Here is a 13,747-nt window from a genome sequence, read left to right as displayed (position 1 = left end):
CGCATCCACAGCGTGTGATCAGGAAACAGCCCTTCTCCTTCAGGGCATCAGTAAAACCGGCGCTTACCACTGGGGTACGCAGTCCGTGATGTTGTCGCGGGTAATAGTTGGAGTTGGATAGGTGATGAACTGTTCACCACCGCTTGCCTCATTGCTGACCGCCTCATGCAGCGCAGCAAAGGCACGGCGCCCGATTTCCTCAGGCTTGTAGCAAATCGTTCCGTCAATCTTGCCTTCGCTTACCGCATCTATGCCGAGCTGCGAGCCGCCCATCCCCAGAACCAGAGCATCCGATCCTGCGCTGTTGATTGCCCTCGCACAACCGACAGCCATATCGTCGGATTGGGTGAAGTAGAGATCAATATCGGGATTGCTTGCACCCATGTTCTGACAGGCAGATTCACCTTTTTCGATGGTCCAATCACCAGGTTGCGTTGCCGCGATCTGATAGGCTTGTCCGGCTTCCTTCAGCGCGGCCTCAAAACCCTGTGTGCGCTGTGCAACCTCGGAGTTGCCCGCGCTACCTTCGACGATTGCAATCTTTGCTGTCTCGATGCCGCGTTCGGACAGGAGGCTCGCCGCCATTTCACCGATCTGATAGCCCGCACCGACCTCTTCTTGAGTCACGAGTGCAACCATGCCCTCATAAACGTCGTCAATCGGACGCGCGGTCGGGTCACCAACCATCGACGCGGCCGCAACGACGGGAATACCCGCAGCGATCGCACTGTCTACCCAAGACATCGCGACAACGGAATCATTGGGGTGAATGGCGATTCCATCCACTCCTTGCGAAACAAGGTCAGCAATATCATTGGTCTGCTTGAGCACATCGCTTTGTGAATCAAGCACAATCGCGTTGACCCCTTGCTCTTTTGCGGCTTCCGAAAAGCCTCGCGCCACGGCTGAGGAAAACGTTCCACTCAAGCCGTTACTGGAAATGCCATAGGATGCGCCGTCGGCATAGGCCGCGGTAGACAGGCTAATCGCCAGTGCGGATGCACTTGCTAATGTTGTGAGTATTTTTGTCATTTTGGTTCCTCCCGAAATGTTTTGAGCAATTATGCTGCGGTGCAAATGCACCGTCCTCCGTCACCCTTTTGCTAACCAAGCGCCTCCTTGCGATTGACCAGATAGAGGTGGTCGCAGACCAGAACGGTCTCATCGTTCTGGTTGGTAATTTCGATAGCCTCGTGGACATAGCCATAGTCAGGCTTCTTGGGATGATCGCGCTTTTGCGTGATTGTTGCCTTGGCCTTGATCGTGTCGCCGATATGGACAGGGCGCACGAAGCGCAGCTTGTCATAGCCGTAGGACATGGCGTGCGGGTTGATGGTCGAGGCGGTCAGCCCGATACCGACCGAAAAAACCAAAGTGCCGTGGGCAATCCGACGCTTGAACGGCTGGGTGGCGCACCATTCCTTGTCCATGTGGTGCGGGAAGAAATCTCCCGTATGACCCGCATGGGCGAGAATATCGGCCTCCGAAATCGTCCGCCCGAAAGTGGTACGGGTAAACCCGATTTCGTAGTCCTCGAAATAGTCCTCCACAATCATGCGCTCACTCCCGTTTTCTTGTTGTTGAGTTCTGAAAGGACGCGGGCGGTATCCGCACCCAGTTGCGGTGCAGGCATACTGTTGCGCAGCACCGCACCGTCGAGACGAATAGGACAGGTGGTCGTCTCGATCCCGCCCACATCCTGCACGACGCCGAGCGCCTCCAGCGCCCCGCTTTTCAAAAGTGCGGGGTAGTCCAGCACCTGCGCACACCACACACCCGCAGGCTCCAACAGCGACAGCCAGTGCTGCGTCGGCTTAGTTTTCAACGCATCGCGCAAGATCGCCTTGACCTCGTCGCGGCGTGAATAGGCCAGATCGGGGTCGGCGTAGGGGTCTAGTGCGGGGATCGACAAAAGCTCCGCCAATTGCGCAATTGCCACCATGGCCAGCGCGAGATGCCCGTCGCGTGTCTCGTAAAGACCGTAAGGGGCCGTCGCGTGAACGTTTGCACCGTTGACCGCTGAGCGGCGAGGCTGCGCGTCGGAGGTATCGTTGAGATAGCTGGTGAATTGCTCAAACTGCAAATCCATCGCCGTCGCCAGCAGGCTCACCTCAACAAGACCGCCGCGCCCCGTGCGGGCCTGACGGAAGAGTGCAGCGAGGATGCCTTGGGCAAGGTGGGCACCTGCGGCGATATCGGTGATCGAAACGCCAAAGGGGATCGGCGCATCGCCATCGCTCCCCGAGAGCCAAACCATGCCCGAACGCGCCTGCGCCAGAAGATCCTGCCCCGGAAGGTCGCGCCATGGCCCTTGCGTGCCATAGCCCGACACCACGCCATAAACGAGACGCGGGTTGAGCGCGGAAACTTCGTCAAAACCAAGCCCGATACGCTCCATCACGCCAGGGCGAAAATTATGGATCATGACATCAGCGGAGGCGATGAGCGATTTGACTGCGTCGAGATCAGCCTCGGATTTGAGGTCGGCCGCGACGCTGCTTTTACCGCGATTGATGGTGTGGAAGAGCAGGCTGTCATCAGCAACCCATTGATCCGCCACCGCCATAGCACGGCATTGGTCACCACCACGCGGGCGCTCGATCTTGATGACCTCCGCGCCCAGATCAGCCAGACGCATCGCGCATGCCGGCCCCGCCAGAAATTGCGAAAAATCCAACACCCGCACGCCATCCAGCGGCAATTCTACCTGCACAAAATTATGCGTCACATCCATCCTCCACGATTCGTATATAAAAAAACATTTTACCAAAGAGATCGCAACACATTTTTACTGGCGCAGTATTCTCCTGCAAGAAAAGCGCCAATTTCTAATTTTTGCACATATATATGCCCGCACTTGTGCGTTCACGCCAAACCATTGCAAAACTTATTTTTATATTGGAGAGTGTGTTTCGAAAATGATTCTGGCTTGGGAGGAGCCCTATCCATGACAAACCCCGTGACCCTGACTGGCATGACGTGGGATCACCCGCGCGCATATGACAGCCTTGTTGCCGCCTCCGCACGTTGGCACGCGCAGACAGGCGTCCAGATCAACTGGGAGAAGCGCAGCCTTCAGGACTTCGCCGATGTCCCGATCCACAGCCTCGCCGATGCCTATGACCTCGTGATCCTTGACCACCCGCATGTGGGCCAGATCGCGGAAAGCGGCTGCCTCTTGCCGCTGCCCCCCATGCCTATCGAGACCTCGATGGGCGGCTCGGTCGAATCCTATATGTGGAACGGGAAATACTGGGCGTGGCCCATTGATGGCGCCTGCCAGATGGCGGTGGTCCGCCCCGATATGGACGCGCCCTTCCCCACTCATTGGGACGAGGTGCTGACCGCAAGCGCCACCGATTTCCGCCTTGTCACCGCGCTCAAACCCGTGGACGCCTTTGATCTTATGCTCACGATGGTTGCAAGCCGTGGCGAGGAGAAGCTGCCATTCAGCGCGACCGAATTCTGCTCACGCGCCAACGGGGAGAGAGCGCTTGCCGTTCTCAAGGCCCTGTTCAAATTCGGGCCGCAAGAGGCGGTCGAGTGGAACCCGATCCACGTGCTCGAAATCCTCTCCGAGAGCGACGACTTTGCGGGATCGCCTGCGCTGTTCGGCTATGTGAACTACGCGCGGCCCGGCTTCCGCAAACACCAACTGCGCTACGTTGACCTCCCCGTCTTTTCTGACACGGGGGCGCGGCGCTCCATTCTAGGCGGCGCGGGGATTGGAGTATCGGCCCGTCGCCAGAACGCCGAGGCGGCCAAAGACTTCGCCGCGTGGGTCACATCCGAACCGATACAGTCGGGCGTCTACCTCGAAAACGAGGGCCAGCCCGCCCATATCGACACATGGCGCGCCAAGCAGAACGACCCGACCTACGCGGGATTCTTCAAAGGGGGCTTCGAGACCATGCGCACCGCATGGACCCGTCCGCGGGATGCATGGTTCCTGCACTTCGTAGACGACGCCTGCGCCGTATTCCCCGACTTCTTTCTCAAGGACATGAGCGAAAGCGCCTTCATGGACCAGCTCAATGCCCTCTACCAAAACGCACTCAAAAAGGCAGACCAATGACGCATATCGTGATCACGGGTGGCAACAAGGGCCTCGGCCTCGCCCAGACCGAAACCCTTCTCAAACGCGGCGCCCATGTACATGTGGTGGCCCGTAGCGAAGGCGATCTGGACAGGTTGCAAAGCGACCGTCTCAGCTACCACAAGGCCGATCTGTCCAACTGGCGCGATGTCTCATGGCTTGAGGCCATTCACGCGCAAACGGGCGGCATTGACGGGTTGGTCAACAACGCAGGCGTCCATCTGAAAAAACCTGCGTGGGAGGTCGACGCCGACGCCCTGGAACAGGTGCTGGACATCAACGTGAAAGCCATGTTCGCCGCCTGCGGCCGCTATGTCGAATTGCATAAGGAGCGCGGCGGGGCGATCGTCAATATCTCCTCAATGGGCGGGCTGATGGCGCTGCCCAGTGCCGCCGCCTATGTGACTGCGAAAACCGCCGTCATCGGGCTGACCCGCTCCATCGCGGTGGACGCAGCCCCCTTCGGCATCCGCGCCAATGCGGTCTGCCCCGGATTCATCGACACGGATATGACCCGCGCGGTCCTCGCCAAAGACCCCGCGCGCCGCGACAAGATCGAGGGCCGCATCCCCTCGCACAAATTCGGCACGCCCGAAAACGTCGCCACGACCGTTGCCTTTCTCTTGGGCGATGATGCCACCTATGTGAACGGAACCGCCCTGCCCGTCGATGGCGGCTACTCCATCGGATTTTGAGGACCACACCATGACCCATTTCGCCACCGTTCTGAGCGCCGCAATGACCATCGACACGATTGAGCGCGATCTGCCCTCAGATATCCCTGAAGGCCACGTGCGGCTCAAACTGGCCACCGCCAGCCTGTGCGGCACCGACCTGCACTACTACCGCCATTTCTCCAATGCGGGCTTCGAGATGCAGCGCCCCGTTACCTTGGGGCACGAGGCCTGCGCCTATGTCACTGACCCCGCGCAATCGGACCTGACAAAGGGGCAGCTCGTCGCGCTCAACCCGATCATCAACTGCGGCACCTGCGAGGCCTGCAAGGCGGGCAAGGAAAACCACTGCGCCAACAAGAAATTTCCGGGCTCCGCCACTACCCTGCCCCATATCGACGGCTTCTTTCAGGCGGAATTCGACTTTCCCGCCGCCTGCTGCCACCCCACGCCAGAGGGCGCAAACCCCGACCACATCACCTTCACCGAGCCGCTCGCCTGCTCCATGCATTCCGTCACGATGTCGGGTGCGAAAGCGGGCGACCGTTTGCTCGTGACTGGCTGCGGCCCGATGGGGCTTCTGGCGGTTGTCGCGGCAAAGGCGCGGGGGATCGAGGTCCACGTGTCCGATGTGCGCGACAGTGCTGTGGAAATGGCCAAGAGAGTCGGCGCGAGCGAAGGTTTTGTCGCCCCGGACCAAACGCCCCCCGCAAACAGCTATGACGCCGTGATCGAGGCCAGCGGCTCGCCCCATGCCTTCAACGGGGCGCTTGATGCGGTCAAACGGTGCGGCACGCTGTCGATCCTCTCCAACATCCAGCTTTCGGAAACGGCCATCCACCTGCACAAGATCATGCTCAAGGAAATCTCCGTCAACGGCTCGTTCCAGTTCAACGTCGAGTTCAAACAGTCCCTCGACTTGATCGCGCAAAACGGCGATGTTTTCGACAGTCTGATTGCCGCGCGCTTCCCGCTGGCGCAGACTCAGGACGCGTTAGACTACATGCTGGCGGGCAAGGCCGCGGGGAAAATCCTGCTCAAACCCGAGGCCTGACACGCGGCAAAGGGAGGAACCACCATGCTGCCACCGATCATCGACAGCCATGTGCATTGGCGCGACCCGATCAACCCTTATGAGGCGCTGTCCGATACCGTTGACGAGAACGGCAATCGCGGCGGCGCAGAGGTGCAGCCCTATCTGCCCGAGGATTACCGTGCCGATGCTGCGGACGTCGATGTGGTCGGCGTGGTCCATATCGAGGCGGAATGGAGCAAGGCGGATCCGGTGGGCGAAACCCGTTGGCTGCACGGTCTCGCTACAGGCAGGAAAACGACGGGCCTGCCCTTGGTGGTCATGGGCTTTTGCGATCTCTCGAAACCTGTCTCCGAGGTCGAGGGCATCCTTGACGCCCATGCGGCCATGCCCCTGACACGCGGCATCCGCCATATCCTCAATCGGGTCGAGGGTAATCCCGCGCTATGTTGGGCCGACCGCGAATATCTCGATGACGAGACGTGGCGCGCGGGATACGGGCTCTTGGGCAAATATGGGCTGGATTTCGACCTGATGTGCTTTGGCCACCAGCTTGAGCCTTTTGCCAAACTGGCCGCACTGCACCCCGACATTCCCGTCCATCTCGAACACGCCGCCCTGCCGTGGGACCACAGCGACGAAGGCCGCGAGGTCTGGCGCAAGGGGATGAAGGCACTTGCCGCGCTTCCCCATGCGGATGTGAAAATCTCTGGCCTTGGCAATACGGTGCCGAACTGGACCACGCAGAGCATCCGCGATTACGTCCTTGAGGCGATAGATATTTTCGGCACCGACCGCGTGAGCTTTGCCTCCAACTTCCCAACCGACAAACAATTCAGTGACATGAGCACGATCTGGCGGGCCTTTGACGAGATCACCGCGAGCTTCACGTGGAACGAACGCAAAGCGCTCTTCGCTGGCAACGCCCACCGCCTCTACCGCTTTTCAAAATGACACCGAACTCATTGTTCTGAACGGGTAAGATGTCGGGCCGAGGACTGTTAGGGCATCACTTGATCAATTCCTTGATCCCTGCGACGTGATAAGAAGAGGCCGTAAGTGCGGCTTCGCTCAATTCAGACACGGCCGTCATAAGCGCCTCGCGCTCCACGATCCGCTCAATAAGCCCCCACGAAAGCGCCTCATCTGCGGTAATCTTTTGACCCGCCATCAGGATCATTTTGGCCCGCGCTGGCCCGACAAGTGCGGCGAGACGTTTGGGGTCGGACGGCTGCGGCAAATAGCCGAGCTTCATCACGGGGTAAAAGAACTTAGCATCCGGCACACACAGACGCAGGTCACAGGCCAACGCCATACCGAACGCACCACCCGCAAGCGTCCCGTTTAATGCGGCAATCGTCAGACACGGCAATTCAGCCAATGTGCTCGACAGGTCTTCCCAAAGCGGCGACACGGCAAGACCCGCTTTCGCTGCGTCCAAATCCGCCCCTGCAGAAAAAACTTTTCCCGTTCCAGTGAGCACCAAAACCTTTGCCTCGCTTCGCGCGGCCTTAACGGTATCGATCAATGCGGAAAGCATATCTGCGGTGAGCGAATTTGCCTTTTCAGGCCGATTGATGATCACAACCCAACGTTCGCCCTCTTTTTCTACATCGATCATCCTATGCCTCCTTATCGCAAGCCATCGGCCACGTTTTGCCTAAAACGAATGTATATGACCTGATTGGCTCATGTTAAGTTGAGCCGCAAGTACGTTCGAGCCTTGACCCTGCGAGCAAAGCGAGAAACGTTATGCACAACTTTCTTTGAGGAGATATTCCATGCGCATTTTCGCACTCATCCCACCCACTCTGCTTTGCAGCGCCATTGCCATGCCCGCCGTCGCGGATGTGACGCCAGAGGATGTGTGGAATGACACATTAGCGACAGTCAAATTGTTTGGCCAAACTCTCACCGCAGATTTGGAGCGCGACGGAGAAACGCTCATCGCGCGCAACATCGAATTCCGCTCCGCCGAAGAAGACGGGTTTGAAACCGTGACAACGACGGAACAACTGGACCTCGTCAATCTGGGCGATGGCTCGGTGAAAATGGTGTTCGTCTCCCCAGTGACAAGCCAGTCATCCTTCCCATCCTACGGCACGCTTACAGAAGACGAAGCCCTCGCAGAAATGACGAGCAACATATTGATCAAAGGGGATATCATCGTCTCTGGCGATCCCGATGACCTGACCTACACCGTTGATGGGATCGATTTCGAGTTCTTGTCCGAAGTGTCAGCCGATGATGATCTGGCCTTGGATCAAACCACTGAAATGGCGATGACTGACGTATCCGGCGCGTGGACGTCAAAACGGGATGCGAGCAATATCAAGGGTCAGTTCAAACTCGACGCTGACGGATATACCTTCCAGATGTACCAACCGGGTGCCGAGGGTCCACGCACCCAAATCAATGCCACGATGACAGGTGTGGCGAGCGAAGGGGATTACGAAGGCAGCACAGACACTGCGGACATGGGTTCAGCTCTGGAGGCCATCTCGGCCCGTTTCGCTCAATCCTTTGAAGCAGGCACATTCGACGCAAAATTTGCGGACGGTGACAGCCCCTCTTCCACAAATGCGACAGGCACCATCGGTCACACGTGGATCGACATGTCGACCTTGGATGGCAACGTCAGCTATGAGACCAGCAGCAGCGACCTTGCCGCGAAACTCTCCGGCCCCGCCGTGCCAGTCGAGGATGCGCAGTTCTTTGTGTCCAAAATGACGTCGAACATCACGCTCCCCATGACCGGAAGCGACACGCCGCAACCCTTCGGCCTTGGCATGTCATTTGAGGGTCTCGGGGTATCCTCGGCGCTTTGGGCGATGTTCGACCCGCTTGGCGAGCTGAACCAAGAGCCTGCAACCGTGACTGTGCAGTTGAGCGGAAGCGCTTTGGTATCAGAGGATCTCACGCCCTCAAACCCGACCGCATTTGCAGAAAACGACATGCCAACGCTCGAAACGCTCAATCTCGAAACACTCTTGATATCCTTCGCTGGCGCGAAAATCGACGCCACAGGTGCCTTCAAGGCAAACGAGGGCGGCATGGCCACTATGGGCTTCCCAGATTTGATCGGCAGCATCGACGCAACGCTGACAAATGTCACCTCGCTCATCGACACGCTGACACGCATCGGCCTCGCGCCACCTGAATTTGGTGGCATGGCACAGATGATGCTCGGTATGCTCGCGCGTCCGGGCTCGGAGCCAGGGGTTTTGGTGTCCCATATCGAACGCACCGAAGACGGACAAATCCTCGCCAACGGCTTGCCGCTTCCGTTCTAAGCACCGCGCAGGCGCCCTGCACACCCTTGCGAGACCGAGCCATGCGGCTTAAGTCCTCTATCCAAACGAGACAAAGGAAATGACATGGCGCAAGACCTCTCGGCACTGGCCGCACAGCTTTTGGATGCAGCGCAGCGCGCAGGCGCACAAGAGGCGGATGTGGTTGCGGTGGATGGCACATCTGTGTCCATCAACGTGCGTGCAGGCGCGCTGGAACATGCAGAGCGCTCCGAGGGCGTCGATATCGGCTTGCGTGTTTTGATCGGGAAACGACAAGCCAGTGTTTCGGCGTCGGACACCCGTGAGGAAACGCTCACGACAATGGCCGAGCGGGCGGTTGCGATGGCCCGCATGGCACCCGAAGATCCTTATATCGGTCTGGCGGATGAGAGCCAGTTGGCCCAAGACCGCGACACCTCTGTTCTGGAACTCTACGATCCGACAGACGAGCCAAGCCCCGCCGCGCTCCAAGAGGACGCGGCCCGCGCAGAAGCTGCGGCCTTGGCCGTTGACGGCGTAAGCCAAGTCCAATCCGCTTCCGCCGCCTATGGCCGTCGCCGCATCCAGATGGCCGCCTCAAACGGGTTTGAAGGCAGTTACATGCGCTCCGACCGTATGACCTCCTGCGTGGCCATTGCGGGCGAAGGCGCCGACATGGAGCGTGATTACTGCGGCGAGTCACGGGTGTTCCAAACCGACCTGCCCACACCCGAGGACATCGGCACGCTCGCAGGCCAACGCACCGTGGACCGTATCGGCGCACGCAAGCCGAAGACGGGCAGCTACCCTGTTTTGTACGATGAACGCATCTCGTCTTCACTGATCGGACATTTACTCGCTGCGGTGAACGGCGCTTCGATTGCTCGCGGCTCAAGCTGGCTGCGCGATGCTATGGGTGAGTTCGTCTTGCCTGCGAACCTGTCCATTATGGAACAACCGCACCGCAAACGCGTCACCGCCTCGCGTCTGTTTGATGGAGAAGGATTGCCCACCAAGGAACGGGCGATAGTTGAAAACGGACGCCTCATGGGCTGGACACTTGACCTCGCATCCGCCCGCAAACTGGACATGCAAAGCACCGCAAATGCCTCGCGGGGCGTGTCATCCCCGCCCTCCCCATCGCTGTCCAATGTAAGCCTGACGCAGGGCACGAAGAGCCGAGACGAGTTAATCGCCGATATGGGAACGGGCCTGCTCGTCACCTCGATGATCGGCTCGACCATCAACCCCACGACGGGCGACTATTCACGCGGCGCGGCAGGCTTTTGGGTCGAAAACGGCGAGATCGCCTATGCCGTGAATGAATGCACCATCGCGGGCAATCTGCGCGACATGCTCGCCACGATCATTCCCGCAAACGATGCCCGCACGCACCTGAGCACCGTGGTGCCCTCGCTTCTGGTCGAAGGAATGACCCTTGCCGGTGACTGATGACCTCGCATTGCTGATCGACGCCGCCCGCGAGGCGGGGCGCTTGGCCACACCGTTTTGGAAATCGAACCCCGAAGTATGGGACAAAGGCAACGGCGCAGGCCCCGTGACGGAGGCGGACTTGGCCGTTGACCGCTATCTCCGTGATCGCTTTGCGGCAGAGCGTCCGACCTATGGATGGCTCTCCGAGGAGACCACCGACACCGACGCCCGCCTGACCAAAGAGCGTGTGGTGATCGTCGATCCCATTGATGGCACGCGCAGCTTTATCCAAGGCGATACAAATTGGGCGCACTCACTGGCCATTGTTGAACTCGGCGAACCGATTGCGGCCGTCGTCTACCTGCCGCTACGCGACCGCCTGTTTGCGGCGACCAAAGGCGGCGGCGCGACATTGAATGGTGAGCCGATTCACGTTGGCCAGTGCGGCACCTTGGACGGAGCGCGCGTTTTGATGAAAAAGGGCATTCTGGCCGCTGAGCATTGGCAGGGTCTCCCCCCCTTGTTCGACCACAAATTCCGCCCGTCACTGGCCTACCGTCTCGCGCTTGTGGCACAAGGCCGTTATGACGCAATGCTCACTTTGCGCCCGACATGGGAATGGGACGTGGCCGCAGGGGTTTTGATCATGGAAGAAGCAGGCGGCGTGGTCACGGATCGCACGGGAGCGCGCCCTCTGTTCAACCAACCTCACCCCGCAATTGATGGCCTTGTCGCGGGCAGCGCGGCGCTTTCAAACGCCATCCTTGAACGCCTCACTCAACGCTCCTCATAGTCCGCCATATCCTCTGATACAGCCTGAACCAGATTGGCAACAAGATCGGGATCGGCGGCGTGAACGCGGCTCCAGTTCGGGATGAATGGCGTCTCCATTGGGTTGTCCAAAAACACCTGCCCCGCCCGCATGATGTTCGAGGCAAACAGTTCCACCGCACGTTCCTCGACATGGCGATCCACATGCAGCCCGTTCATCCGTGCATCATTGAAATAGGTTTCAATCAGATCCAATCCGTCACGGTAATAAGTGGCTTTGATCGAGCGGAAAATCTCCTCGGAAAACACCGTGCCATCAGCGGCGAGCTTGCGGTAGAGCGCCTTACAGATATCCACGGACATCCGCGACAGCCCTTGGTTCGCATCCTCTTCACTGAGGTCTTGGTGCTTGTGATCGTAGCGGTCCGAAATCTCGACCTGACACACGGCACGCGGGCTCAGATTGCGCCAAGCCTCAGACAGCAGACCGATCTCCAATCCCCAATCAGACGGAATGCGCATATCGGGAAGGATCGACGTCCGCATGGCAAATTCCCCCGCGAGCGGGTAGCGAAAATCCGACAGGAAATCGAGATACTCACGCGGCCCAAGCACCTTTCGCAAAGCAGCCAACATCGGCGAGACCAAGAGGCGCGACACACGGCCGTTCAACTTGCCATCCGCCACACGCGGATAGAATCCTTTCGACATCTGGTAGGGGAAATTCGGATTGGTGACGGGATAGACCAACCGCGCCAGCATATCGGCCGAATAGGTCACAACATCACAATCATGGACCGCCACAACCGCGCTATCCGCCCGCGCGATTGTATAGCCCATACAAAACCAGACATTGCGCCCCTTCCCAGGTTCGGCGGGTGACAATTCCAATTCGCGCAACCGCGCATCTACCGCCCGAAGACGTGGGCCGTCATTCCACAGCACCACGTGATCCGCCTTCAGTCTGGAAAAGAACTTTCGCGCATAGCGGTATTGGGCCTCATCAGCACGGTCCAAACCGATGACGATCCGGTGGATGAAATCCACCTTGTTCAACTCGTCAATAATCGCGGGCAGGGCCTCGCCCTCCAGTTCAGAAAAGAGGGACGGAAGGATAAGGGTGATTTTTCGGTTCGACGCAAAGATGTTCAGTTCACGCGCAAGATCCTCCGCCGTGTTGTGTCGCAGGTTGTGCAATGTCGCGACGTGTCCGCCTTGATGAAAATCAGCCATGAGTCACCTCTTTACTCCGTAAATTTGTTCCATGCGTGCCAACACGCTTTTATTCCACCCGACAGGGCCCGCATCTGTGGTTCGAGTGATCTGCCCTGTGGCTTCACCCGCCATCGCAGGCAACGGGGCGCCATGCGGGTTTGCGACGATCACACCAAAGTCCGCCACCGCGATCATTTCCACATCGTTGGGCGCGTCGCCGAGCGCCATTGTCACGGGCTTCAGGTCGTAGCTACGAGTAATTTCCGCAACACGATCCGCCTTCGTCGCGCCAAAGGACAGCGTGAGAAACCGCCCGCCGCGCCGTGCGACAATCCCACGCTCCGCAAGAGCCGCAAGAAAGTCGGACAGTTGGTCCTCGCTTCCGATCCAATGTCCCGGTTCAGAAAACTGACGCTTTGCGGCAAGGGCCGCCTCGGCCTGCGACAAACCTGTTTCACGTGCGACCTGCGACGTGGTCCACTCAGAGAACCCGCGAAAATGCTTTCGCAAAGCGGATGGAACATCAGCAAGCGCCGAGAGAAGCGCATTATAGACCTTGGCATCCTCGCGCGGCTTCCCATCAGCAGGAAGCAACCCCGCCCCGTTTTCGACAATAGCAGGAGCATCCGCAAACCCCATCGCGGCCCGCAATTCGTAAAGTTCAAACGCCGTTTTCGAACTCGCCAACACCAAAGGCACACCCAAGGTTTTCATCCGCTCCAATGCAGGGATCGCCGCAGACCAATCGTAGGTGTCATGATCAAGGAGTGTCCCATCAAGATCGGAAAACACGATCAGTGCGGGCGTGATAGGGTTATCTGAACTCATGGATCAATACTGACCGCTCTCGCCAACAAGAGAAACAGCTAGCGGCACAATTCAGCCTCATAAATGAGACGTTGCGCATTTTTTAGGCAGACGCCCGCGCGCCGCCACCGGATCGTCTTGACCGCCCAACTGGATCGGATAGGGTGCACCCGCAATGACCCGACGGAGGACATCATGGCTCAACGACTGCACCTCGTTTTCGGTGGCGAACTGGTCGACCCGACCAAAACGACATTCCGCAATACAGATGACATCCACGTTGTCGGCATTTTCCCTGACTACGAATCCGCACATGCGGCGTGGAAGTCCGAGGCTCAACGCACCGTCGACAACGCCCACATGCGCTACTTCATCGCTCACCTCCATCGGTTGCGTGACGAAGAAGTCGCCGCGAGCTCTACCGAAGAGCTTGATTCCTAAGGAT

The 13,747-nt window shown here is 58.8% G+C and carries 14 protein-coding genes; 8 read left to right on the top strand and 6 right to left on the bottom strand.

All coding sequences use genetic code 11. The annotated features are described in order from the left end of the window. Positions 1 to 63 precede the first annotated feature (63 nt). The 3 genes from ACN0TS_RS07425 to ACN0TS_RS07415 form a co-directional block, all read right to left on the bottom strand. On the bottom strand, positions 64 to 1,032 hold the full coding sequence (locus tag ACN0TS_RS07425; protein WP_417258697.1) for a sugar ABC transporter substrate-binding protein: 969 nt from the start codon (positions 1,030 to 1,032) through the stop codon (positions 64 to 66). A gap of 71 nt (positions 1,033 to 1,103) precedes the next feature. Beyond that, positions 1,104 to 1,556 carry a MaoC family dehydratase gene (locus tag ACN0TS_RS07420; protein WP_417258696.1) on the bottom strand — a complete coding sequence of 151 codons (453 nt, stop codon included), beginning with the start codon at positions 1,554 to 1,556 and terminating at the stop codon, positions 1,104 to 1,106. Next, positions 1,553 to 2,728 (bottom strand): CaiB/BaiF CoA transferase family protein, encoded by a 1,176-nt coding sequence (locus ACN0TS_RS07415; protein WP_417258695.1) that lies wholly within the window; start codon positions 2,726 to 2,728, stop codon positions 1,553 to 1,555. The genes ACN0TS_RS07420 and ACN0TS_RS07415 overlap by 4 nt, the downstream gene beginning before the upstream one ends. 219 nt (positions 2,729 to 2,947) lie before the next feature. On the opposite strand from ACN0TS_RS07415, the gene ACN0TS_RS07410 reads away from it, so the two are divergent. Genes ACN0TS_RS07410 through ACN0TS_RS07395 form a run of 4 tightly spaced genes read left to right on the top strand, consistent with a single transcriptional unit; the run spans position 2,948 to position 6,757 of the window. Next, on the top strand, positions 2,948 to 4,075 hold the full coding sequence (locus tag ACN0TS_RS07410; RefSeq protein ID WP_417258694.1) for an ABC transporter substrate-binding protein: 1,128 nt from the start codon (positions 2,948 to 2,950) through the stop codon (positions 4,073 to 4,075). Then, entirely contained in the window at positions 4,072 to 4,791 is a 720-nt protein-coding gene (locus ACN0TS_RS07405; RefSeq protein WP_417258693.1) for an SDR family NAD(P)-dependent oxidoreductase, read from the top strand. The genes ACN0TS_RS07410 and ACN0TS_RS07405 overlap by 4 nt, the downstream gene beginning before the upstream one ends. A 10-nt stretch (positions 4,792 to 4,801) precedes the next feature. Continuing rightward, positions 4,802 to 5,824 carry a zinc-dependent alcohol dehydrogenase gene (locus tag ACN0TS_RS07400; protein ID WP_417258692.1) on the top strand — a complete coding sequence of 341 codons (1,023 nt, stop codon included), beginning with the start codon at positions 4,802 to 4,804 and terminating at the stop codon, positions 5,822 to 5,824. Between the two features lie 24 nt (positions 5,825 to 5,848). Beyond that, on the top strand, positions 5,849 to 6,757 hold the full coding sequence (locus ACN0TS_RS07395; protein WP_417258691.1) for an amidohydrolase family protein: 909 nt from the start codon (positions 5,849 to 5,851) through the stop codon (positions 6,755 to 6,757). Between the two features lie 55 nt (positions 6,758 to 6,812). On the opposite strand, the gene ACN0TS_RS07390 is transcribed toward ACN0TS_RS07395, so the two are convergent. After that, complete coding sequence (locus tag ACN0TS_RS07390) at positions 6,813 to 7,424, bottom strand: enoyl-CoA hydratase/isomerase family protein (protein WP_417258690.1); 612 nt, start codon at positions 7,422 to 7,424, stop codon at positions 6,813 to 6,815. Positions 7,425 to 7,584: 160 nt separating this feature from the next. Between ACN0TS_RS07390 and ACN0TS_RS07385 the strand changes: the two genes are divergently transcribed. From ACN0TS_RS07385 to ACN0TS_RS07375, 3 genes are all read left to right on the top strand, one after another. Beyond that, positions 7,585 to 9,096, top strand: a complete 1,512-nt coding sequence (locus ACN0TS_RS07385) for a hypothetical protein (protein WP_417258689.1) — start codon at positions 7,585 to 7,587, stop codon at positions 9,094 to 9,096. An 84-nt stretch (positions 9,097 to 9,180) separates the two neighbouring features. After that, positions 9,181 to 10,527 carry a TldD/PmbA family protein gene (locus tag ACN0TS_RS07380; protein ID WP_417258688.1) on the top strand — a complete coding sequence of 449 codons (1,347 nt, stop codon included), beginning with the start codon at positions 9,181 to 9,183 and terminating at the stop codon, positions 10,525 to 10,527. Then, complete coding sequence (locus ACN0TS_RS07375) at positions 10,514 to 11,302, top strand: 3'(2'),5'-bisphosphate nucleotidase CysQ (protein WP_417258687.1); 789 nt, start codon at positions 10,514 to 10,516, stop codon at positions 11,300 to 11,302. The genes ACN0TS_RS07380 and ACN0TS_RS07375 overlap by 14 nt, the downstream gene beginning before the upstream one ends. On the opposite strand, the gene ACN0TS_RS07370 is transcribed toward ACN0TS_RS07375, so the two are convergent. Together ACN0TS_RS07370 and ACN0TS_RS07365 are read right to left on the bottom strand one after the other, a co-directional pair. Continuing rightward, positions 11,287 to 12,513 (bottom strand): glycosyl transferase, encoded by a 1,227-nt coding sequence (locus ACN0TS_RS07370; RefSeq protein WP_417258686.1) that lies wholly within the window; start codon positions 12,511 to 12,513, stop codon positions 11,287 to 11,289. The two genes, ACN0TS_RS07375 and ACN0TS_RS07370, sit on opposite strands and share 16 nt — an antisense overlap. A gap of 3 nt (positions 12,514 to 12,516) precedes the next feature. Then, entirely contained in the window at positions 12,517 to 13,323 is an 807-nt protein-coding gene (locus tag ACN0TS_RS07365; RefSeq protein ID WP_417258685.1) for an HAD-IIB family hydrolase, read from the bottom strand. Between the two features lie 174 nt (positions 13,324 to 13,497). Between ACN0TS_RS07365 and ACN0TS_RS07360 the strand changes: the two genes are divergently transcribed. Beyond that, the gene (locus tag ACN0TS_RS07360; RefSeq protein WP_417258684.1) at positions 13,498 to 13,743 is read left to right on the top strand and encodes a DUF4170 domain-containing protein; all 246 of its coding nucleotides are present in this window, start codon (positions 13,498 to 13,500) and stop codon (positions 13,741 to 13,743) included. Positions 13,744 to 13,747: the final 4 nt, after the last annotated feature.

The organism is Celeribacter sp., assembly GCF_048266405.1.
In the GTDB taxonomy this organism is placed as follows: Bacteria; Pseudomonadota; Alphaproteobacteria; order Rhodobacterales; family Rhodobacteraceae; genus Celeribacter.
This window is presented reverse-complemented; position numbering and strand designations above follow the sequence as displayed.